Origin of the sequence: Mesomycoplasma moatsii, assembly GCF_045276915.1 — a bacterium.
GTDB lineage: Bacteria > Bacillota_I > Bacilli_A > Mycoplasmatales > Metamycoplasmataceae > UBA710.
In genome coordinates this window covers 619,934-644,817 of record NZ_CP174166.1, presented here as the reverse complement: position 1 = coordinate 644,817, position 24,884 = coordinate 619,934, and the positions used below count along the sequence as shown (strand labels likewise).

Sequence of the window (24,884 nt, the reverse complement as noted above, 5' to 3'; positions counted from 1 at the left end):
TTTACACCTCTTTAAGTAAAACAATTGGTTTAATTTTGCCTTGAACTATTCAAGCAATCATACATGTAATTGCGAAAACAAAAGTTAAAATTCCTGAAGCAATTAATACATGAATAATAGATAAATTCATCGGTAACAAAATTGATGTTGTTGCAAGAATTGTTGATAAAAATGTTGGAATAATTAATCAAACAACTAGGATTGAAAATAAAATAGAAATAAAAACAATCGGAATATAAATCGAAAAGAACATTCTAATTTTTTCTTTTGTTGTATAACCTAGAACTCCAAAAATAGCAATATTTCTTTCATTTTCATTTATTATCATTGATGTGATCATAACTAATATTGTTAAAGAAATTGTAAATGTAATAACCAACATAATTGTTAAAGTTTTATTTACTGTGGATGATGCATTAACAATATATTCTTTTTCGACTCCATTGGATATCGCATTTTCTAGAAATGCATATAAAGAATTATCTGTATATATTTCAATAAATTTTTTAATAGCATTATTTGCTTTTGAGGCAGTTTCAAAGTTTGAACCACTATCGCTATAATTTAAATCTAAGTTATCTAATCCTATTAAATTTTTAATGATAGTGTTAATTTTGTCGTTTGAATATCCTAAATTAAACGAATCAATAAAACTAGCGATTAATGAAACATTTTTTATATTTCCGTTTTTAGTAGTATAAAACAACTGACGATATGTATTAATTAATCTTTGTAATTCTGAATTACTTAAATCATTAATTGAATTAGAAGTAAATATTTTATTATCTGCTGATCAATATCCATTAGATGAATAAAGTGGCAACGAACTTGCAATGGGGATGGGAGCGTTAGAATCTGATATTGTTCCATTATATCCATTTTCATTTAAACCCAAAATTTTATTAGCTACACTTTGAGCAGTTATTCATTCTTCATTAATGTACGTATCACTAATTCCTATGATCTTAAATTTATATTCATTTGACTCAATATTTAAATGAATATCATTGCTTGTTGTGTTAATTGCTTCTTTTAATTTGTTTGAATATCTATCATATTTGTTATTAACTCTTAAAGTTAATATATTTCCATTTTTCAATCCATATTTTTGTGCAACAACTTTATTAATAATTAATGGATACTCGTTTTTGCTAGTTATTGCAAATTCTTCAGCTTTTTTAATTAAATTTTGTCCATTTGAATCTACTACTTGAATATGTTTTGAATCATATTTATATCCATAAATTTTAGGTTGCATATTTTGATTTAAAATATTGATTGTGTCAATATATGTAAACGTTTCATCCATTTTATCTTTTTGATCATTCATCATTATCAAAGCGCCTGGAGAAATAAAATAATCTAATTCATATTCTGGCATTGGAGTTCTTTGTTTAATATCTAGTAAAGAGATTATTGAATTTATGTTTGTTGAATCATAGTTAAACATAGATTTGTAACCATTTACCAAAAATTCACGATATAAAGCTCTAGATGCTTTTGTGTCCTCGTTACCTGTAATTAACAAAGTGGAATCATAATAAGCATTATTAGATGTCGATTTTCGATAAATAAATTTTGAATTTTCAGGTAGAATTTCATTTTTTTCAAAATTAAAATAATCAATTCGAATATCTTCATACTTATCTAATTCAGAATTGTAAATTTGAACATTTTTATTTTGTTCTTTGTCAAATAAAGTTAAGTATTCATCACTTGTATTAAAGTTTTCGAATTTAGTAATATATTTTTTTCCTTGATATTCTTGTTCTTTTCCTTCTTGTGTCCATTCTAATCATTGATTAGAAATTTGAGATTTACTAATAATTGAAGATCTTTGTGATTCAGGAATTGCATTATATAAGTTTTTTCATACATTAATACTCATGCCGCCCGCATTTACAGTTAAATCAATTGAGGCTTTTGTAAAAATATGAGGTGTTGTTGTGTCTGTTTCAGCAACATCTCCATTTGCTCCATTTTTGTTAATTGTTTCATTATATCCAGGTTTAAAATAATCACTATAATAAACATATCCTTCAGCAGGGTCTCCAACCGGAACATAAAGCATATTTTGAATATTATTAGCAATATTATCTAAATTATTGGCTCCGCCTGGATAAATATAATATATTTGCATTTGATTACCTTCAACAGTTGGAGTTGTATATGAAATAATATATTTATATGTTTTATTCGCATAAGTACGATTAATTGATTTATCAAACGCTTTATATGAAGTAACAAAAAATAAAGTTACACCAGCCGTAAATAATGCAGAAATAAATAAAGCAATCAATTTACCAATCGATCCCAAAGCAAGAGAAATACTAAATTTATTTTTAACTGATGTTCTTGAAACTAATTTATTAATCGAATTTGCAAAATGAGATTCATTAACTTCCATTGAACCATTCATCATAGAAATAGATTTATTTTTATGTAAAAATCAAAATGTAGTTAGGATAGTTAAAGAACACAATAAAACAATTGGAATAATTAAAGTTAATACAAATGTTAATCAGTTAAATGGAATAGTAACAATTGGAATTGTTCAAAAAATTGTAAATAACTTAAATACTCCATATTGAGCAACTAAACCAGTTATATATCCTAATGTTGCTCCAATTATCGAAACAAATAGAGGGAACAAACAAATTGAAGAAGCAATTTGTCATGATGAGTAACCTTGAGCTTTTAAAATACCTAAAACTTTTGCCCTTGAACCAATATATCTTCTAACCACAAACATAATAACTATTGCAACAATTATAGTTAACATTATTCCAACAATTTTTTGTACATTTTCTAAGTTAATAATCATATCTTCAATTACTGTTAATCTTAAAGATCTTTCTGGATTTAATAAAGAAGATTCATTTCTTAGATATGCTAATTTATATGTGTTGCTATCACTATTAACATTACCAAAACTTCATTTATTACCTGTTGCTCATTCATATACAAATTCATTTAATTTTGTTTGTAATTGAATTGGTGATTCATTATTTTTTGCTGTTAATAAAAAATATTTTTCAGTAGGGGCACTAGTATTTGATCTTTTAATCCTATCATAACCATGCTGATTAACATATACTAAAGCTTGTGTTTTAGTGTTGACTGTAACATTTTCAGAATTTATTACAGGATACATGTAATCTACACTAAAATCACTACCTATAATCAAATATTCAACTCCATCTACATCAATTTTATATTTATTATCTATTTGAGATAAATCGTTTAAATCTTGTTCTAAAGTTTTAGATTGATAAACAAGTTTATTATTTTGCTCTAAAAATGCTTGATTTACTATAGCTAATTTACCATCATTCTCAGTCATTGTAATTTGATTATCATCCTCTTTAATTTCAGTAAATGAGCTTGTCGCATAAGAAATGAAATAACCTGGGTCAATTCCAAATAAATCCATATTCTCAATTTTTCTTTCTACTTGATTAACTTCTTGCTTGAAAACGTAATTTTTTAAATATCATAATAAATCCATATCTAACTCTAACGGATTTAATTGTGTAGGGTTATAACTAATAATTGTTTCTTGGTTTTCGTCAATAAAATCACCAATATTTAAATTTATAATACCTAAAGCCTTAACTGTAAATAATGACATTATATCTTTTAATTTAATAGTTTTATTTTCTATTTCTTGATTGTTTATAGTCAAAGTTTTTATGTATGTTTTTGATTCTAAGTATGATTTACCTTTAATTGGATCTTCAAGTTGTAATCAATCAATTGCTTCAAATACTTTTTTATTACCTAAAAGTGGTAAAAGTAGTTTAATAATGCCTGCAATACTTTGGTCAGGAATTAGCGGCAATATTTTTTCTATTACATCTTTTAAATTTTCTTTACCAATCTTAGTAGCTTGTAAAACTTCTTTAATTCCATTTTTAAGTGTTTCAGTGCTATAAATATTTCCATATAAAGCAGGCAAAAAATCTCCTGTTCCAATTGTTTTATTTGACTTGTCATTTTCATAATTTTTACCTATATATGATTCTCATATTTCAATAATTGCTTTATCTAAATTAATTGAAGAAATTATTTTATCAAGACCATCAATCAAGCTAGAAGGGTCATCAATTTGCTCATCAACAAGCGATGATAACGAAATAGAAGATCCAATTGTTAAAGAAAGAATTCGTTCTAAATTTTTTAACTGAATTTTTAATGCTAATTTTTGTTCAGAAATACTTGCATTTCCGTTCTTATTAATTGATCTTTTTATTCCATTTAAAATATTGGTAAAAAGAGGATTCATAAAAGCCTCATTAGAATTTAGAACAGAATCATAAAAAACACCTAAAACAACTCTAATAATAGTACTAGTTGTTAAAGCGGCTGGTGGTGTTAATCCTGCACCAAAACCATAATCAGAAAACGCTGTATTTACACCTTCCATTAATGTGGATCATAAAGAAGCAGGAATTAACGGTCTAATAGATAATGTTAAAGTGTGTATTAAATTATCACGAAACATTTCCATCCCATGTTTTCCACTATTTGGATTTTGTTGAGCTTGATTAAAATCTTCAATTAAATCTGAATTAGGTAAATAATATTGAAATGGCACACTGTACTTATCTGAATAAGTGTTATTTTGTTTTGCCCATCCTTTTTCAGACACTACTTTTAAATCATTTCCATCAACATCAAAAGGAGCAAAATTTAATCTTTCCTTTTGAATATATTTGAAAAACTCTTCTTTCTGACTATACATAAATTGTTTTTCAACAATCCATTGAAGTGAATTAGTGCTATTATCTTTTTTTAAAATAAAATAATTTTTCTCTTGAGGTTTATTTTTATCTAATTGAATTGCTGAAATACCATAAACATCATTTAAATTTTTTTGACCATCTTTAGTTACTCAAATTATTTTGGCTCCACTTGCTTCTACTTCTAAATTATCCACATTGTAATAAGTAAAACTATTAAAGGAAATCATTGGATTAATATAATCCCTGTTCAAAGATAAGCCGGTCAATAATTGATCAATAATTTGAGGAACATAATCTAGAGGTACTTGATTAGATTTTGCATTTATATTTGATGGTAATTTAAAAATATCGTTATTTAAATTAGTATTAATTAATTTACCAACATTTTGCTTAATGTTAATTCCATTCCAATTAATTTCATTATTAGAATTTCCTAAATTAATAAATTGATAAACATTAGTTTCTTTTTGACTATTTGCATTTACAGTAAGTGTTTCTCTAATTCCGATTTGACTTGTATATTTTTTAATAACATCATAAATTTGCTTATACTTAAAATTTTGGGCTTGTTGTTTGATAAATTCTTCATTTGATGAAGATAAGTCAGTACTTATCTTAAGCACGTTATTTTCATTTACTTGAATATTTTCTAATTGTGATAAAGTGCTTGATTGTCCCTCTTTATTAATTAACGGCAGTTCTAAATCAGATGTAGTTAAAATAATATTATCAAATTTAGTTGCATTATTAGAATCTGGAATTATTTCATTATTTTCATTAACTTTTTTTATTTCATTTCCTAGATAATCAACTTTAGAAATCACAACATCTTTTGTTCAAAAATGGATAGAAGCTAAATCTTTTAACTTATTAATATCAGTTTGTTTTAAATTGTTTAGATATTCATTATAATAACCAGATCATTCGTTAGCGATAAGAATGTCTTCATTATTAAAATTTATTCCATTTAACATTTTTTCTTTTCTAGTAAAAATATACTTATATTGAGAATATACAAACCAATTTGTAGGAATGTTTAGTATAGATAAGTTTTTAGTCACTTCGATTTTTTCTTGCAAATTAAATGAATTTTTTATTGGTGGTATTTGATTATTTTTACTAAAAAAATCTTTAGCTTCAATTTGCTGAACATCGTTAATATTACCTTCTAATATTCATTCTAAATTTTTATCTAATTTAAAATTTCTAAAACCTAAAAGCGACCCTACTTGTTCAGAAGATAGTTCTAAAAATGAATCTGGATTATTTTTATACCTTAAGCTCTCACTCGAATTATTAGTTCTATCATTAATTGCTTTTTTCAAATATGCATTTTTTGGATTTTCTTTATCAATTACTATCTCATTAAAAGATTGTGAAGTAATTCAACCGGGTGCATTATATAAATTTTTAGCATCTTTAGAAGCTTGCCATCCATTATTATATGAATCAAATAAATTGTCTATTTGATAAATAATCGTAGAGAAAAAATCTCCATTACTATTCTTTTTGTAGGTAATTATATTATTATTTCCTTTTGTATCTAGAACTACTTCAACAGCTTGCCCTTGTGTTGGAATTTGTATATTACCTAAATTCAGATTTGCATTTAATAAGTAGGTTAAATCTTGTGTCTTTACATATAAATCTTCATTTAATGAAGGAATAATTGTTCTTAAATTAAAATAATTGCTTTCAGTATTTATTTGAATTGAATCAATATAACTGTTTTTATTTTCTATATGTTCTCATTGATTATCTATCAAATAAGATTTATCCTTATACTTAGTTTCCTGAGCTTCATAAAATTTTGATGGGGTTGTGCCATATAAATTTAATGAAGAATTCATTGTAACATCTTGTAAAACAGATTTTTTTTTGAAATTATTTAACTGTGTTTTATATGAATTAGTAACATCAAAAATTAAAGTTATTATTCCAGAAGTTAAGAAAATCAAAATAATTAGACCCGCTAATATTACTTTAGATTTTGAAAACGATTTTCAGACTTCTTTAAACAATTTTTTCATAATTATCTAAACTAAAATTACAATGATATTTTATCAATAATATATATTTAATATAAATATATATAACTGAACAAAATTGCTATTTTTTATTTATTTTTTTGATAAAACTATAATAGTTTCAATGTGATAAGTTTGAGGAAACATATCCAATACAACGATTTTATCCAATTGATAAAAATCCTTTAAATAAGAAAAATCTGACGCTTGCGTTGCTGGGTTACATGACATATAAATTATTCTTTCTGGAGAAAAATCATTAATTATTTTTTGAATTGTTTGCTTACCAACACCTTTTCTAGAGGGGTCTAAAATAATATTTTCAAAATGAGTGTCATTTATACAAACAAATTGATCAACACTTTTATTAATAAAATCTACATTATCAATTTTATTAATTTTTTTGTTATAAATTGCATCTTCATAAGATTCTTTATTTATTTCAACTCCAATAACTTTTTTGGAAAATGGTGAAAGGATAATACTTATTGTTCCAATACCACAATATAAATCTAAAGTATTTGCTTCTTTTATAATGTTTTCTCTAATAAATTGATAGGCATATTTAGTGACTTCTTTATTAATTTGATAAAAAGAATTTAACCCAACTCTAAATTTAAAACCAAACAATGTATCGCTTGTATATTTTTTTTCATTCTTAGTCCCATAAATCAAGGTATCTAATTGGCGATAAATAATATCTCCTCTTAAATTTGGATCTCACTTTATAGAAGATAATAAAAAATCATTTATTGCTATTTTTGTTTTAGAATTTTTTTGATAAAAAAAACCATCATGAAGTGTTATTTTGTTACGATACTTGAATTTGTTTTTACCTGCAAATCACTCGATGTTGTCTAATTCATATTGAGCAATTTTTTTAAAATCATTTTTAACTCTATTAACTTTAAAATTTTTTTGCTCTCCTTCGTTCATGTGAATTAAATCATAGCCGCCTATTAGATGTGCATCTTTAATATTATGGTCAATGCGGTTTTTTGATTTTTCTATTATCTCGATTAGTTGAGCAATTCCATATGTTTTAAATTCTTTTAAAATTTGATATTTTATTTTTTCATCAATAATTGCTCCATAAACATAATATGGTTTTTTGTTGTTTAAAACAACACCTTCACCATGTTGATTATAAAATTCAACAACACCTTCATAAATATTCATAATTAAATTAAATTTTTATCAATTAGTACTTTTCGTAATTGATCTGCCTTTTCAAAATTTTTTTTAGATGATTCTATTTTTCATTGAACATAAATTAATTTTGTCTTATCATTGATATTTTTATTTGTAACATCAAAACCCAAAAACTTAATTATATTGAAAATCATTGAAGCATATTTTTCATCTTTTGAACTATTAAAATTTTTAATTAATTCATTTAATGTTTTGTAAACATTTGAAAACTTTCCATTAGCTAAATCATCAATTATATCTGGATTAATATCTAACACTATGTGATCTAAATTATTTAATAGAGCATAATTAATAATTTTTTGAATTTGATTATTTTTCTTAATTAAAGAATTAACTAATTCATCATTTAACTCAATTGTAGATTGAATAGATGAAGATAAAATGATTAATCTAAATAAATTTGATGCTTTTGTTTGATTTTGATATTGTTCTAAAAATTGATCTGCAAAAACAATATTACCTAATGATTTAGACATCTTTTGATTTTTATAATTAATAATTCCTATATGAATTCATTCATTGCAAATTGGCAAATTAGTTAAAGCTCTAAATTGAGCATTTTCATTTTCGTGATGAGGAAATTTTAAATCAATTCCTCCTCCATGAATTAATAATGGTCTGCCTTTAGTTAATTCATAAACAAAAGCTGCACACTCAGTGTGCCAACCTGGTCTGCCTACACCTAAGGATTTAGTATTTCAAGTTTGTCCTTCAGTTTTGTTTTTTCATAAAGCAAAATCACAAGAATTTTCTTTTTCTAAATTTGGTTCTTCTGATTGTAAATTAGATAAAGTATTATTTGATACTTCACCATACGTATCTAATTTTTCGGTTTTGAAATAATAAGAACCATTAGATTCATAAACATAATTTTTTTTGATTAATTCATTAATAAATGATTCAATAAAAGGAATTTTTTCAGAAACTTTAGGCAAATAATCAATAGTTTTAATATTGTATGCTTTCAACATATCCAAATAAAACTGGGTATATTTTTGTGCAATTTCTTCTTCTGAAACATTTTCTTCTTTTGCTCGATTAATGATTTTATCATCAATATCAGTAATGTTATGAATCAACTTAATGTTAGGTTTAAGATATTTAATTGCTCTTAACATTAAATCAAAAGTAACTATCGGTCTCATATTACCAATATGTACTTTATTATAGACAGTAGGGCCACATAAATAAATATATTCTTTTGTATTCATAAATTTAGTTAATTATTTGATTATAAACTCTTGTTCTAAGAATATTATTAAATTAATTTTAATTTAAATTTTGCAAATTTTCATATTTACATCGAATATTTTTGTGACAATTCCCAAAAATATTATTTTCCAATTTTAAAATTACAAATATCTCCATCTTTCATAATATAACTTTTTCCCTCTAACCTCATTTTTCCAGCATCTTTAGCTTCTTTTTCTCCTCCACAAATAATAAAATCTTCATAAGCAATAACCTCTGCTTTAATAAAATGTTTTTCAAAATCATTATGAATAATACCAGCACATTCAGGCGCTAACATCCCTTTTTTAAAAACTCATGCTCTGGTTTCTCTTATTCCAACAGTAAAATAAGTAGCTAAATTTAAATTATCAAAAGCTGTTCTAATCAAATTATCTAATCCTGATGCTGTTAAATTGTACTCAGATAGAAACATTTCTTTTTCTTCTTCATTTAAAAAAGAAATTTCAGTTTCAATTTCAACTGATAGTGGAACTAATTTTATATTCTTTTTATCTGCTAATTCTTTAATTTTGACAAAATTAGAATCTAATTCAGGATTTGTAGCATGCTCACTAGCAACATTAGCTACTATAATCATAGGTTTTAATGTTAATAATTGATAACTCTTTAAAATTTTTATTTCTTCTTCGTCTAAATTTATTTCTCAAGCCATTTTTTCTTCTCTAAAAGCTTGCATTACTTTATCTATAGTTTCAACTTCTTTTAATAATTTTTTATCTTGAGTATTTTGTGCTCGCTTAGCAATTCTAGACAAAACATTTTCTAATGTTTGCATATCAGCAAAAATTAATTCCAAATTGATAGTTTCAAAATCACGAACTGGATCAACAGAATTTGCAACATGTAAAATATCTTTATTTTCAAAACATCTTACAACATGAACTATTAGATCAACCTCCCTAATATTTGCTAAAAATTTATTTCCTAAACCCTCGCCTTTTGAAGCTCCAGCCACTAAACCTGCTATATCTACAAATTCAAAAGTTGCTTTAATTGTTTTTTGGGTATTAACCATATTAGATAATTTTGTCAATCTTTTATCATTTAATTCAACAATACTTGTATTGGGTTCAATTGTAGTAAAAGCATAATTTGCCGATTCAGCCCTCATTCTAGTTAAACCTGAAAATAAAGTGGATTTACCTACATTTGGTAAACCAACAATACCTGCTTTTAATCCCATAATATCTCCTTTAAACTAAAAACTTTTAATAACCAGTAAGACCTTTTTTGAAAATATTTGTTTTAATTTTGCTCCCATAAAGTTTTATTAATTGTTCACGATAAGATTGTTTTTGATTTATATATCCTCCATAAATCAAATCATATGGTTGTAGATTATATTTACCATATGCCCCTTTATAATCATAACCTTCTGATCTAAGAGCAAAATTAATACCAACATGAGCAGTAAAATCCGAAGCAAAATGAATTCCATAAATATAATTATCTTCATCTACAAAAATTGATCCTGAAGATCCGCCCTTCATATCTCCATTCTGATCAACATAAGCCAATCCTTGATAGATATAAGGAACTATCCCTTGAGAACTTACAATATTTGAGTTAATTGGATTTAAAGCATAACCAAAATCTGGAGATCCTATCATTAAATCGAACAATCCTCTTTGATTTTTAAAAGTATTATAATGTCTTTCTTTTACTAAGTGGCTACCTTTTGATTTATCAAAATTATCTGATTGTGGTTTATTACAATAAAGATAAACATTATCTGTTATATGAGAACCACCATTAGCTGCCTCTTGAGGAAATCCTAAAGCATAATATGTTTTATTTTCAACTTTTTCCTTATTCTTTAATAATGATGAATCTGGAATTTTGAATTGTTCTTTATCGCTTCAATTTGCATAATTTGAACTAAAATGTCTTGCGAATAAGTGTGGATTATTGTTAAACTGAGAAGGAATATCAGTAATTTTTTCAAAATCGATTTCAAATACACTAAAATCAGCCATTTCTTCAATTGTGTCAAATCCGGGCACCTTATCTACCATTGGAGGTAAATTATTAATAAACTCATTAGGAGAAGATTTTAAATAATCAAATCCTAAAAAGATTGGAGTTACTGCAGGATTTGAAGATGGTTGTCCGTTTTCTACTAGAGAAATATCAAAAATTTCATAAGCAGAATTATTTAATGAACTTTGTTGATATTTTCCATTCCCATTCCCAATTTCTGGATTATTTATTTTTTTAAAAATTGCTTTTGTAGTAGATTTACTAGGTTGAAGAGATGTGTTGGTTTCCTTGTAAATACTATTTACAACTTTTAAATCATCCATGACGTGAGTATTTGTAGCTAAATATCATTTTGTAGGATAATTAGTTTCGTCATAAGAATTACCATTTGGATTCTGATTAACACCATCTACTAATTGATAATCTAAAATCCAAGCAGTTCCTAAATAAGAAGCTCCACTATTGTAAAAATTAACTGAAAAAGATATTTGGGCTAATTTTTTATATTGTTCATTAACAATTTCGCCAAGTAATGGAGATTTATTTTCTCGTCCATCACTAAAATCTGCATCATAAATATCATCAGCACCTCGACCTAAAACTATATCTAATTTTCTATTTGATCCAACTGTAGATAATTTGTTATTTTTTAATTCGCTATTAGAATAAGTTTCATAAACATTTTCAATTTGTGCGTTTGAATTATCTTTTTTAGAAGAACACGATATAATAAAAGGTAAAACAAAAAGCGAAGTTATTAAACAACTACTTATAAATTTTAGACTTCTACTTTTGATTTTTAGCATAAACAATATTCTTAATAGGATTTTAACATACTATTATTTCGAACTTAACTTTTCAAAAGCAGCTATTGCTATCATTGCTCCATTATCAGTAGAATATTCAAATAAAGGCATTAATACATTTTCATGTAACTTATAAAATTGTTTTCTCAGATATTTATTAGCACTAACTCCACCAGATAAAATCACAGAATTAGGTTTATACTCATTAATTGCAAGCTGGACTTTAGTAATTATAAAATCAATAATATGTTTTTGAAAACTAGTAGCAATGAGATTTTTATCTATGCTTTCAGTGTTTTTTACTAAATTGATTACTTGAGTTTTATATCCACTAAAAGAAAAATCAAATTTGTTTGTTAATTTAGGGTTACTAAATTTATATTTCGAAAAATCTGTATTTTGATTTTGCGAAAAAATATCATCAATTAATTTACCTCCAGGAAATTCTTTAAATAATGATCAAGCAACCTTATCAAAAACTTCTCCTGCTGCATCATCTAATGTATTTCCTATTAATTGTTTATCTTTATCATTTTCCAAATAATATAAATTTGTATGTCCTCCTGAAATTACTAAAGCTATTGCTGGATATTCGATTTTATCTTCTTTATTCAATAAAACTGAAAATATATGACCATCTAAATGATTTATTGGTATCAATGGTTTATTCAAAGATTTGCTAATAGCATGAGAAAACAATTTGCCCATTTGAAGTGCGCCAATTAGACCAGGTGTCTCAGTATAAGCTACATAATCAATTTCATTTAAATCCACTTTTGACTTAAGTTCTTCAAGCAAAATCATAAAATTATTGAAATGTTCACGAGAAGCAATTTCAGGAATCGTTCCTCCGTATTGTTTATGTATATTAATTTGTGAAATTTTTAAATTAATTAATACTTTTTTATTTTCAACAATAGCAATAGAAGTATCATCATGTGAAGATTCAATACCCAAAATTTTCATTACTTCTTAACCTCACCAATCTGTGGATTTGATGCGTATATAGGTTGAATATTTTTAAATGAAGAAAGAACAAAAATAGATTGATAAAAAGAAAAATTATTTAGTATTTCTTCATAATTAATTTGAGATTCACAAAAAACTTTATCTATTATTTCTACTTTGTTTTTTGATAAACTGTATGATTTTGTTTTAGTTGCATTTATGTAAAAAATGCTCTTTGCATTAGAATGATTTTGTTTATCTAACAATTCATATGAATTAGTAGTAAATATATTTATATTAGAATTTAACTGAGATAACGTTCTAACATATAACAACGCAATTCTAGATCCTGTAAATGAACCTGGACCTAAATTAATGTAAATTTCCTCTATTGAATCCAGCTTAGATAATTTATCAAAAAAATTAATTATTTCTTCAACTTTGTATTTAGTTTCAGTAATAACCTTATATTCGATAGTATTATTATCATTTAGTAATGCTGCAACAAAAATTTTTTGTGTAGAATCAATAAATAATTTCATTTTATCTCTTTCAGTCAATCACATATTGTCTAGTTTCATCATTTAAATGAACGATTTCGATTTCTAATCTTTCTGGAAATTTTTGATTTAATTTTTCTGCCCACTCAATTATAACTATTTTATCTTCAAAATAATCTTCAAAAGAATCTAGAGTTTGACTATCTAAATGATATGCATCGATATGAACTATATGTTGATACACAAACATTTTGTTAAATGTAGGAGAAATAATATTTGAAGTTTCGCCCAGCACTTTAGCAATTTCTTTAACTAAAGTTGTTTTACCTGAACCAATATCACCTTTCAAAAGAATAAATTGAACTTCAAAAGACCTAATTAAATTTAATACTAAATTAGCTACTAAAACAACTTCATCTTTTTTTTTAATTAATTTTATAGGGAACTCTTCTTTATTCATTTTATTTGTATTTTTCCTTCTGAATAAGCATCAATTTTTTTTGTTTTTCTATTTCAGGTTCAATTGCATTAAAAAATTTTTCTTCTTGCCCTGATTTAGGTATTAAATATTTAATTCTAATGCCTGATTTTAAAACTTTTATTCTTATTGCTTCATTAGTTATTCTTTTGTATAGTTCTAAATCTTTTAATTTATTTTTAGTAGATTTAAATTTAAAAATTCATACTAAAAGAACAATAAATGTAAACAAAAAAAATAATCAAATACAGGAGGCAATAATTATGGATGTTTTATAATCTAAAATTTTTACAAACAAAAAAATTAGACAAATAATCAAAACTAAAAAAAAAGAAACAATATTTATTGTTATTGCTTGTCTCATTAAATATCGATAATACAAAACTGTCTGAATTTTCATTATAAATGTTTTAATTTAAATGTTCCATCTTCATTTCTAATAAAGTCACCATCAACAGTCAATAATTTATATGTTTCACCTTTTTTATTATTTACAATATCATCAAAGTCATATGAAGTATTTTTTGCTCATTCTGGAGACAATTCTTTTTCTACTTGTTCAAAAATTTCATCAAAAGTGTAATCATCTCTTTTTGATTTTTCCATATAGTTTTTAATTACAGATAATATAGTTTTCATTTTTGGCCTTTCTTCAAGATGTTTTACTTAATTTTAATACATAATTAGAAATTAGACTCTTTATTTACAAAATCTAAAATAGTATTAGTTATTGCAAAATTAATATCATCTTTTTTAAATTTATTTAACAGAAATCACATTAATGAATATGTAAAAATTGCAAATTTTGGATTTTGATATTCAAAGAAGTATATCCCTTGTTTTGAACCTAAATATTTGATATTTAATTCTTCATTTATTATCTCTTGTTTACTTCAATAATCAAATCTACTAAAATGGAATTTTGAAATGTTATTTAAATCTAATTTTTGATTAATAATTTCAAAATTAAAATTTGGATATTTTTCTAAATCAAATTTTACTTTTTTAAAACGATATAAAGTAGTTTGAAAGAAAAATACAATATTTACTAAAGTAAATAAAATTAAAAAAGAGCAAAATTCTCAAATCCAAATGTACTGTTTAGTCATTAAACCAATAGCTAATAAATAACTATTTATTCCATAAAAGAACAATATACTAATCCCATATAAAATAAATAGAATAATTTGTGTTATTTTATAATTTAAAAATTTAGGTTTTATAAACAATGTTAATAAGAAAATAATTCAAAAAAATCCAATTATAAATAGAGGAATAAAAATAGAAGATTGTCATATGTAAAATTGGTGATCATTCCAATATTTAAGTTTATCTGCTCCAAGAGCAAACATCACAATTATTCCCAAAGTTCAAAATGGAATAACAAATAAATACAAAACAATTTGATATTTTTCAATAAATCTATATTTTCCTGCTCTTCAATATTGATTTAGACTATTAATAAATTTTTTATTTCTTTTATATCTTTTTTATTTAACGATTATTATGTATATTTGTTGTTTTTAGTTAATTTGGCGAGAAATAAGTATTAACAAAATGAGTCCAATATTCAATCATTATAACCAAAATATTTGAGAATTATTTTAAATATTTTTTAATTTCATCAACTACATCTTCTATTGAATATTTTCTAAAATTATTATTACATTCAACAATTTTCGCTTCTAATATCTTATTAATTTCAATTAATTTGTTTCTATTAATTTCATTGATATTTCTTAGTAGATTCATTTTTATGTTTTGAATATTGAATTCTAATAATTTGTCATCAAATTTATAAAAATAATTTGTTATTTCAAATTTTTTATTTATTTTAAATATTATTGATCCAGAATAATACTCTATTACACTTCCTAATTTTGAACTTAATATTTTATACTTAGATAAATTTTCACTATGAATGCATAAAGAAAAAAAGTCAATTTGAAATTCTATTGTTTTACAATTATAATCAAAATATGGACTATTTCTTATTGTTCCTTGAAAATAACTTGATGTTTTTTCGGGATTTAGAAAATAAATTATTTTGGATTTTAATCAAATACTTTTAAAAAAATTACAGAATCTATCCATCCTTAAATTTAAATCTGGAAATTCATTAATCTTATATTTTCAATCTATTGATAGATTTTTATTGCAACATTCATTAAAAAAATTATTAATTTTTGTATTGTAATATTTCTTTTTATCTCAAAAAGCAATTATATCTTTACCTTTTAGAGTTTTCAAAGAAGAATTTTCACGAATACATATTTCTTTCATTTGTTTGTTTTCATATATAAATTCTTTGTTTTCAGAAACATAAATTTCCAGATATCATTTTTTATTCTTATGTAGTATAGGATTTGTTATTAACTCTACTTTATTCTTGAAAACATCACATAAGTGTCTAACAATTTTATCTATTTCTTCTTGTGGTATTCCTATCACTTCACAATCATCATTAACACCTATTATTAATTTTCCGCCATTTGTATTTGCAAATGCTCTAATAGTCTTATAAATTTTGTGTATAAAAGTTTTGTTTTCAAACTCAAAATTAGATTTAAATTCTACATCTATACTTTCTACAAGATTAATTTTGTTAAATTCATACATAAGTAAATTCCAATATAGGTATGATACATTAAAATGCTACAATTATTCTATATTCAGTTATAAGGAACATATATGGCGAAAAAAGAATTATTCACTAAAAAAGAGAAAGATTTAACAGTTTCTGTTCATTATTCCATAAGAGGTTCTTTAGCTAAAAAAGTTGAAGAAGATGCAAAAAAATACAACATAACTAAATCAAAAGTTGTTGATACTATTTTAGAAGATTATTATAAAGACAAATAATTAAAAATTATTTCATAATTATGCCAATTTTATGCTATAATTATAGTAGTTAGAAAGATAATTATGAATATTCAAAAAAGCAAAAAATTTAATTAATCTAATATCTACATTATCAACTAAAAAAGTTGAGTTTTTAAAATTTCAACCTAATTTAAATACAAATCACAACATAGAATTTTCTATCCCAAATTATCATTATTCTTATTGTAGATCAATTAAATTTCATAAATACGATAAAAGAAACAACAAACAAAGATATAAATGCTATGACTGTGCAAAGATTTTTACATCTACTACATTGTCTGCTTTGAATTACTTACATTATAATAAATTCAAAAAATTTCTTGAAAGTGCTATCAATAAGCTATTACTAAAAGAAACAACCAAAATTTGTAATATTTCTATTTCTTTCACCTTTAATTGAAAACATAAGATTATTAGCTATTTAACTAATACACAACAATCAAATGAATTTATTAACAGTTTAATAGAAACTTATGAAATCCATTTTAGAAACTATAAAAAGAAAATTTCAAAAATGAAATTAGTAGAAAATCAAGAAAATGTGGTTGTGTTCTACATTTAGAAGATTTGGCTGATTTCAATAAAAATAAAGTTGATATTACAACTACTATTGATAGAATGAATGATATTCCAATTAATTTTATTGGATCTGATAAACTAAATATAGAAATTTTATATAATGACCACAAAAATAAAACAATAGAATCAAACAATTCTAAAATAATAACTAACGACAATAAAGTTTATCTTAGTTTTACAAAACAAATGGATTTCAAACTAAAAATGTTATCTAAACACATAATATATGATTAGAAAAATCCTTATAATAAAAATAGTAATGATGTTAGAATTACCAAACAAAAAACGTATTAATAATAAGTTTAAAAAACATCAGTTCAAAATATTTGGCTCTATAATTGGATTAAATGATTAAGTTTAAATTAAGGCGAGTTTTATTTAATAGTAGATATTAGTGAATGATATAAAATAAAGGAGAATTATATGAGCAAAGAAAAGGGGCAAGTTTTTACACCGAATTGAATTGTGAAAGAAATGATAGAATTTTGTGATATTGATGATATTACTAAAATTAAAATTATTGATAATTCATGTGGTGATGGTGCTTTTATTTGTGAAATAGCAAAACAAATAATATCCAAAAATCCAAAGAATATTAAAGATATATTAGAAAATAATATAATTGGAATTGAACTTGATACAGTAGCATATAATCAATGCATTAAAAAATTAAAAGAAATTGAAAAAGAAAATAGATTACCTAAAATAAATTGGAATATAAATAATGATAATACATTAAAAATTTACAAAAAATATGAAAATAAATTTGATCTAGTTATTGGAAATCCTCCATATGTTAGAATACACAACACAGTAGAAGATTTATCGAATTTTAAATTTTGTAAAAAAGGAATGACTGATTTATATTTAGCTTTTTATGAAATTGGTTTAAAAATGTTAAAACCAAATGGAAAATTATGTTATATAAATCCAAGTTCTATTTTTAATAGTAAAGCAGCGGAATACGCAAGAGAGAAAATAATTTCGTCAAAATTATTAACAAAGGTTGTTAATTTTAAACATACTCAATTATTTGAAAATATTATTACTTATTCAACTATTTTATTATTAGATAAAAACAATATTACAGCTAATATTAAATATTACGAGTGTAATTTCGTAAATTGTGTTAATCTTTCATATGATGATTTTATAATAGGAAGTTCTTGATATTTTGACAAATCAATACAAAAATTACAAACATTGAAAAACATTATCACAAATTCTAATCCAAAAAAATATATAGTTAAAAATGGAGTTGCAACTTTATGCGATAGAGTATTAATTAATAATAACATCCCTAATAGCAAATACACTATTAATATTATTAAAGGTTCAACATTAAAACAATCAAAAACATTGTTTTTATATAGTGAAGATTTTAAACCTATTACATTTAACAACATTCCTAAAAATATTCAATGTTATTTATTAGAAAATGAAAAATTACTAAAAAATAGGGATTTAGAAAATAAAGATATTTGATGAACTTATGGAAGAACACAAGGCATTAGAGATAAAGGTTTTTTAAAACTTTGCGTTAATACAACTATAAAAGATGTAAAGTCAATAAAGACCAAATTAATTGATAAGGGTGTGTTGATTTATTCTGGTTTGTATATAAATATTTATAATGAAAGTGAAATTAAGAAAATTGAAAATTTGATAAAAAACAAAAAATTCATTGATTATATTTCTATTTTGGGGAAATATAAATCTGGTGGATATTATACTTTTAATACAAAAGATTTATCTAATTACTTAAATTATTATATTACCTAATTTTTTTTATGTAATCAACAATGAAATCAATAAATTTATCATAATCATTTAAAATAATTCCGTCTCCACATTTAAAATCATCTAACCTATAATCTACAAAATTAAAATCATTTTCTAAACAAAATTTTTCATATTCATCTCAATTTTTACATTTAAACAAATTTTTAATATTTGATTTATTAAATTTTTTATTTATTAGATGTAAAAATGTTTTGGTTGGGACAAATAGATTATTTATTGTATCTTCATATGACAACTTACTATATTTTGATAATTTTTCTGATGTAATTTCTTCTCATTTAGAAATATTTTTATATCTATCAAAATATGGCAATCAATGATCAATAATAAATATTTGAAAATATGGTATGCTAGCTCTTCTAATATTAGATGTCTCTCCTAGCATATTTTCGAAATAATTATTTGAGTTTTGAAAATAATTACTCATAACAAATTTTACTGCTACACCTGCTACATGAATTGGTTTATTGTTGATTATTTTGGAAATGGTTATATCCACTTTTTTAGGCATATAACTTCCCATTATTTCTTCTTCTTTACCATTGTTAAGATCAATTGAATCCACTTTATAATTATCGTCTACTTTTTGTCTTATGCTATCAGCAATATAACCATGTAAAATTTTTAATTTTTCATTTGATCTAGCACTAGTTTCTAAATACTTTACAAACGAATCCTTCAATATATCATTTATTTTCTTCATATCATATTAACTCTTTAATTTAAAACCATTTTCATTATAACATTTCCTGCCAAACTAAATAAAAGCAATATTTATTATTTTTACATTTTTTCAGGAGCTGAAACTCCAATTAAATTTAGACCAATTTTTAATACTTTAGCACATGATAAAGATAAAGCTATTAAATCGTTTTCACGGTTTGAATTAATAATTTTAGAATTTGAATAAAATGAATTATATTCTCTTGCCAAATCAATAAGATATTGAGCTAATAAATTAACTTTATAATTTTGTGAAATTTGCAAAATTAGTTCAGAAAACTTATTAAGTAAATTAATTAAATTGTATTCATTAGGTTCATATGATAAAGAATTTAAATTAACATTTTCTTGGATATTAGATTTATTAACTAATTGTTTGATTCTTGCATAAGCATATTGAACATTAAAAACAGGATTATCATTTGTTTTTAAATTAGCCAAATCTAAATCAAAATCAATTGAAGAATTACTACTACGATGAACTAAAAAAAATCTTGTGGTATCTTTGCCTACTTGTTCAATTAGTTCAGACATTCATAATGAAGTTCCTTTTCTTTTGGACATTTTCATTTCTTGTCCATTTTTAATTAATTTAACTAATTGAATAGTAATAACTTTTAAAATGTTTTCACTATAACCCTGTAAACTTAAAGCTGTTTCCACACGTTTAATATAACCTATATGATCAGCTCCTCAAATATCGATTAATAAACTAGGCTTTGGATCTCTAGATGCTTTAATATTATGATAAATAGTATCTGATAAAAAATATGTGCTTGAACCATCAGATTTTACTAAAACACGATCTTTGTCATCACCAAATTTAGTGGTTTCTAGTCAAATAGCACCATCTTTTCTATAAATACCTTTTAATGATTTCAATTGTTTATCTGCAAGACCTTCAGTATACAAAGATTTTTCAGAAAATCAAATATCAAATTCAACACCCAAAGCTTTTAAATCCAGTTGTATTTTTTCTAACATTATGTTAACCGATATCTGTTTTAGTTCTTCCTTACATTCTTCATAAGGTACATTCAAAAATCTTTTATTATGATTTCTAATTATTTCTTTTGCACCTCAAATAATATCAGCTCCACCATAAGAATCTTCTGGTAATTCCAGTGGAACATCTAATTCTTGATGATATCTTACATAAATTGAAATAGCTAAACGATCAATCTGATTCCCAGCATCATTAATGTAATATTCTCTGATTACGTTATATCCGGCATATTTTAAAATATTAGATAATGAATCACCTAAAGCTGCTCCCCTTGCATGAGCAACATGCAAAAAACCTGTTGGATTAGCTGAAACATATTCGTTATTAATAGTAATTCCATTATATGGTTGACTACCAAAATTGTCAACAGTTAAAATATTTTTTACAATATTTGAATAATAAGAGTTATTTAAATAAAAGTTAATAAAACCTGGACCCATTATTTTAATATTTTGAACATTTGTTTTTTCTTTATCAAATTGTTCAACAATCAATTGAGCAAATTCTTTTGGACTCATTGAAAGTTTTTTTGCAAATACTAAAGCAATATTAGAAGTAAATTCACCAAATTCAATATTTGATGGTTTTGTTATATTAAAGTTTATATGCTCTCATTTATTTGAATCAAAAATTCTTTTTAATTCATTTTCAATTTTTTTATCCATATAAAATCAATATTATGAACACTATCTTTCATCTTCTACAATATAAAAAACTTGATCATCAATTCAAACAGTTGAATTAGCTCAAACTTTAGAACTTCTCTTTAAACCTTCATCGTTATTAACTCTAATATTATGAGTTTCAATAAAATATTTGGCTTGCCCACCTGTATCAATAATATTTAATTTTTTAATTAATTGACCTAACTTAATAAATTTACCTTGAATTTTTACTTTCATAATTGCTCCTTTTTTTTAAGAAATCATAGGACTTATAATTTGTTTGTTTTGACTGTTGTTACTTTCAATTAAAATTAATGATTTTGAATTTATTAAATTTATGCTTATTTTATCATTAAAAACATTTATTGCTTCTTTTAAAAACTTATAGTTTAATACAATGTCAATATTCTCATCACTAACAAATTCAAAATCATTATCTTGAATAATAACTTGTGTTCGGCCTACTTCATCTGATATTGTTGATAAAATGATTTGTTCTTTAGAAATTGAAATATAAATCTTATTGTATGAAGAATCACTATTAGATATAACTGTTGCCTTACTTATTGCATTATTCAAAATAGTTTTATCAATGATTAATTGTTTATTAAACCTTACTTGAAATAATTGATCAACATTTTTATATGGAGCATCAATGATTTTTGATTGAAAATTTGTGTTTTCATGAATCAAATTAATTTTATGTTCGTTTGCATACAAAATGATATCGTTTTCAATATTTGTAGGGATAAAATTTTTAATATTTTTATTTGTGATAGTTACATCAAAACTAATGTTTCGATCATCTTGAATCTTAATTGTTTCTCGAGCTAATCTAAAACTATCAGTAGCTGTTATCATTAATAATCCATTTTCATATTTAAAATTAACTCCTGAAAGAATTATTTCTTCGCTTGTTTGAGAAGTTGCAAATATAACATTATTAATTGCATTTTTTAATTTTGCTGCATTAATTTTAATTTTATTTCCGTATAAAGAAAAATCTATTGAAGGGTAATCATTTGTATTAATTAAATTTATTTCATACTCATCCGAATTATTTTTAATGTAAAGAACATCGTTTTTTGAATAAATTTCAATTTTTCCAAAACATTTTTTTATTACATTAGAAAATAAATTTGCAGGTATTAAAAAAGATCCTACAGATTCAATATTGATTATTTTCTCATTTTCGATTTTGCTTTCAATTGAAAAATAGCCATTTGATCCCTTTATAACAATCATTTCATCTAAAACTTCAATATAAAAATTTCTTAAATGGACATAAATATTATTAGAATCAATTGCTTTGATAACATCATCTAAAGATTTAACGAAAACGTTTTTATCAATTGTAAACTTCATTATATTAAATTTTAATATATTTCAATGTTTTTATTAGTATTAAATAATAAGTAATGTTTAAAATGTTGAAAATCTTTAAAAAGCTAGAAAAAATGTAGTTTTTATTAATTTTTATTATGTGGAAAATATTTGGAATAATAAAAACCACCAAACACAACACTTCTCGATATGGCTGCTTTGTTTCCAACCTGACCAAGTTACAAGGTTGTTGTTTTGATGGCGTTTTTATTATACAAAAATTAAATTGGTTTTTTTAGTGTTTTAAACATGTTTGTTTTATAAACTTCAACTCCGGGCTGATTGAATGGATTTATTCTTAACAAGTATCCACTTATTGCTACTGCTCTTTCAAAAAACATTACAATAGTTCCAAAAGATTCTTCAGAATAGTCTTCAATTGAAATATGAATGTTTGGTACCCTACCAACTAAAGAATGGGCATCGATTGTTGCATCAAAAGCAATATTGTTGATTTCGTGAATAGATTTTTCTGCCAAGTAATTTAAATTATCGTTATTTTCTTCTTGCGGTAATTCAAACATTTTTAAATCATATTTAGGCTTTTTGATTGTTAGGATAGTTTCAAATAGAACTTTAGATCCTTCTTGAATAAATTGACCTAAAGAATGTAAATCTGTTGTAAATATTGCTGAATGTGGAAGTAATCCTTTTTCATTTTTTCCTTCTGACTCGGCAAACAATTGTTTTCATCATTCTAAAAAGAATCTATGACAAGTTTCATATGAAACTATCATTTCAACTGGATATTTTTTCTTTGTATGTAAGATATATCTTGCAACTGCATATTGGTAAGCTAAATTTGATACTAAATCACTAGAACCAAAAATATCATTTGCACTTTTTGCTCCTGAAATTATTTTTTTGATATTTAATCCAACACAAGCAAAAGGAAATAATCCAACCGGTGTTAGAACGCTAAATCTACCACCAACATCATCAGGAATAACAAATCTTTCATAACCTTCTTTTTCTGCTAATTTTATTAGTAATCCTTTTGATGCATCAGTTGTTGCAAATATATAATCTTTAGCATTATTTTTTCCTATCTTATCTTCTAGCATTTTTTTGAACAATCTAAAAGCAATAGCAGGTTCAAGAGTTGTTCCAGATTTTGAAATAACATTAATAGCAAATTTTTTATTTTCGACATATTTAAGTTTTTCGACTAAACTGGTTGAAGAGATTGATTCACCAACATAGATAATTTCCATTTTTTTTTCAGATCCTGGATATTCGCCGAAAACAAAATCAATTCCTGCTCTAACACCTAAGTATGAACCACCTATTCCAATGACAACCAATACTTCTACTCCGTCATTATGTAATTTTTTAGCACAATCTTCTATTCTTTGAACATCTTTAGGATTAATGTTATTAGGTAAATCTTTTCAACCCAAAAAAGCTGAACCCTCACCTTCAAATTTTTCCATTTTTTCATTAATTTCCTTAACTTTATCAGCATAAGCAAATATCTCTTTCAAATCTAAATTAGCTTTATTAAAATTAATTTTTATTTCTTTCATTTTTTTATCTCCTTATTAGTAAAATCAAATAAATTCTGAAAATCATTCTTTTGATTTATTTTGTCTAATTCAAACTCAAATGGTGTTCTTAAAAATAATGATCTATTTTCTTTGAATGAAAATAATAAAATGTCATTGTTGTTTTGTCCTTTATAGGTAAGATAAACAATATCTCCTATATTTACAAGATTATTTAAATTGGTGACATAGTAATCAGAAACATCATTTATGTAGACTACTCCTTTTTCTTTATTTGATGTTAATACTTCAAAAAAATTTTTAGAAATTGAGGTAACTTTACAAAGAAAAACAGTCCCTTCTTTATAATTTTTTTCATGCATAACAAAATAATTATATTACTTA

General features: G+C 23.9%; 20 protein-coding genes, 1 other RNA gene and 1 pseudogene. 3 read left to right on the top strand and 19 right to left on the bottom strand.

Features of this window, described 5'->3' with window-relative positions:
- Position 1: 1 nt before the first annotated feature.
- The 12 genes and pseudogenes from ACJA28_RS03130 to ACJA28_RS03075 form a co-directional block, all read right to left on the bottom strand.
- Positions 2-6,775, bottom strand: coding sequence for an ABC transporter permease (locus tag ACJA28_RS03130; RefSeq protein ID WP_022935071.1), 6,774 nt, complete (start codon positions 6,773-6,775; stop codon positions 2-4).
- Between the two features lie 90 nt (positions 6,776-6,865).
- Positions 6,866-7,951 carry a class I SAM-dependent RNA methyltransferase gene (locus tag ACJA28_RS03125; RefSeq protein ID WP_022935070.1) on the bottom strand — a complete coding sequence of 362 codons (1,086 nt, stop codon included), beginning with the start codon at positions 7,949-7,951 and terminating at the stop codon, positions 6,866-6,868.
- A 2-nt stretch (positions 7,952-7,953) separates the two neighbouring features.
- Positions 7,954-9,195, bottom strand: coding sequence for a class I tRNA ligase family protein (locus ACJA28_RS03120; RefSeq protein ID WP_022935069.1), 1,242 nt, complete (start codon positions 9,193-9,195; stop codon positions 7,954-7,956).
- 122 nt (positions 9,196-9,317) lie between these two features.
- Entirely contained in the window at positions 9,318-10,421 is a 1,104-nt protein-coding gene (gene ychF, locus ACJA28_RS03115; RefSeq protein ID WP_022935068.1) for a redox-regulated ATPase YchF, read from the bottom strand.
- A gap of 25 nt (positions 10,422-10,446) precedes the next feature.
- Positions 10,447-11,730, bottom strand: a pseudogene (locus ACJA28_RS03110) (MIP family Ig-specific serine endopeptidase); the annotation flags it as partial.
- Positions 11,731-12,057: 327 nt separating this feature from the next.
- The gene (gene tsaD, locus ACJA28_RS03105) at positions 12,058-12,990 is read right to left on the bottom strand and encodes a tRNA (adenosine(37)-N6)-threonylcarbamoyltransferase complex transferase subunit TsaD (protein ID WP_022935066.1); all 933 of its coding nucleotides are present in this window, start codon (positions 12,988-12,990) and stop codon (positions 12,058-12,060) included.
- Positions 12,990-13,514, bottom strand: coding sequence for a hypothetical protein (locus tag ACJA28_RS03100; protein WP_022935065.1), 525 nt, complete (start codon positions 13,512-13,514; stop codon positions 12,990-12,992). Before ACJA28_RS03100 ends, tsaD begins: the two co-directional genes overlap by 1 nt.
- 1 nt (position 13,515) lies before the next feature.
- Positions 13,516-13,932, bottom strand: coding sequence for a tRNA (adenosine(37)-N6)-threonylcarbamoyltransferase complex ATPase subunit type 1 TsaE (gene tsaE, locus ACJA28_RS03095; protein WP_022935064.1), 417 nt, complete (start codon positions 13,930-13,932; stop codon positions 13,516-13,518).
- 1 nt (position 13,933) lies between these two features.
- Positions 13,934-14,350: a hypothetical protein gene (locus ACJA28_RS03090; protein WP_022935063.1), complete on the bottom strand. Its 417-nt coding sequence runs from the start codon at positions 14,348-14,350 to the stop codon at positions 13,934-13,936.
- Positions 14,350-14,589: a hypothetical protein gene (locus ACJA28_RS03085; protein ID WP_022935062.1), complete on the bottom strand. Its 240-nt coding sequence runs from the start codon at positions 14,587-14,589 to the stop codon at positions 14,350-14,352. The genes ACJA28_RS03090 and ACJA28_RS03085 overlap by 1 nt, the downstream gene beginning before the upstream one ends.
- Before the next feature lie 44 nt (positions 14,590-14,633).
- Positions 14,634-15,059 (bottom strand): hypothetical protein, encoded by a 426-nt coding sequence (locus ACJA28_RS03080; protein WP_406602196.1) that lies wholly within the window; start codon positions 15,057-15,059, stop codon positions 14,634-14,636.
- A gap of 490 nt (positions 15,060-15,549) precedes the next feature.
- Positions 15,550-16,569, bottom strand: coding sequence for an ATP-binding protein (locus ACJA28_RS03075; RefSeq protein WP_022935060.1), 1,020 nt, complete (start codon positions 16,567-16,569; stop codon positions 15,550-15,552).
- 72 nt (positions 16,570-16,641) lie between these two features.
- Between ACJA28_RS03075 and ACJA28_RS03070 the strand changes: the two genes are divergently transcribed.
- The 3 genes from ACJA28_RS03070 (at position 16,642) to ACJA28_RS03060 (ending at position 19,197) form a co-directional block, all read left to right on the top strand.
- Positions 16,642-16,812, top strand: a complete 171-nt coding sequence (locus tag ACJA28_RS03070) for a hypothetical protein (protein WP_022935059.1) — start codon at positions 16,642-16,644, stop codon at positions 16,810-16,812.
- 591 nt (positions 16,813-17,403) lie between these two features.
- On the top strand, positions 17,404-17,649 hold the full coding sequence (locus tag ACJA28_RS03065) for a hypothetical protein (protein WP_022935056.1): 246 nt from the start codon (positions 17,404-17,406) through the stop codon (positions 17,647-17,649).
- A 189-nt stretch (positions 17,650-17,838) separates the two neighbouring features.
- The gene (locus tag ACJA28_RS03060) at positions 17,839-19,197 is read left to right on the top strand and encodes an Eco57I restriction-modification methylase domain-containing protein (RefSeq protein WP_033379013.1); all 1,359 of its coding nucleotides are present in this window, start codon (positions 17,839-17,841) and stop codon (positions 19,195-19,197) included.
- Here the strand turns inward: ACJA28_RS03060 and ACJA28_RS03055 are convergent.
- The 7 genes from ACJA28_RS03055 to ACJA28_RS03025 all read right to left on the bottom strand — a co-directional run bounded on the left by ACJA28_RS03055 (position 19,190) and on the right by ACJA28_RS03025 (position 24,862).
- On the bottom strand, positions 19,190-19,921 hold the full coding sequence (locus ACJA28_RS03055; RefSeq protein WP_022935054.1) for a hypothetical protein: 732 nt from the start codon (positions 19,919-19,921) through the stop codon (positions 19,190-19,192). The two genes, ACJA28_RS03060 and ACJA28_RS03055, sit on opposite strands and share 8 nt — an antisense overlap.
- An 80-nt stretch (positions 19,922-20,001) precedes the next feature.
- Positions 20,002-21,612: an arginine--tRNA ligase gene (argS, locus tag ACJA28_RS03050; protein WP_022935053.1), complete on the bottom strand. Its 1,611-nt coding sequence runs from the start codon at positions 21,610-21,612 to the stop codon at positions 20,002-20,004.
- A gap of 21 nt (positions 21,613-21,633) precedes the next feature.
- Complete coding sequence (locus ACJA28_RS03045) at positions 21,634-21,849, bottom strand: RNA-binding S4 domain-containing protein (protein WP_022935052.1); 216 nt, start codon at positions 21,847-21,849, stop codon at positions 21,634-21,636.
- 15 nt (positions 21,850-21,864) lie between these two features.
- On the bottom strand, positions 21,865-22,977 hold the full coding sequence (gene dnaN / locus ACJA28_RS03040; protein WP_022935051.1) for a DNA polymerase III subunit beta: 1,113 nt from the start codon (positions 22,975-22,977) through the stop codon (positions 21,865-21,867).
- 133 nt (positions 22,978-23,110) lie between these two features.
- Positions 23,111-23,205, bottom strand: an RNA gene (ffs, locus tag ACJA28_RS03035) — signal recognition particle sRNA small type.
- Positions 23,206-23,216: 11 nt separating this feature from the next.
- The gene (locus ACJA28_RS03030) at positions 23,217-24,521 is read right to left on the bottom strand and encodes a glucose-6-phosphate isomerase (protein WP_022935050.1); all 1,305 of its coding nucleotides are present in this window, start codon (positions 24,519-24,521) and stop codon (positions 23,217-23,219) included.
- Entirely contained in the window at positions 24,509-24,862 is a 354-nt protein-coding gene (locus ACJA28_RS03025; RefSeq protein WP_022935049.1) for a S1 RNA binding domain protein, read from the bottom strand. The genes ACJA28_RS03030 and ACJA28_RS03025 overlap by 13 nt, the downstream gene beginning before the upstream one ends.
- Between the last annotated feature and the right edge of the window lie 22 nt (positions 24,863-24,884).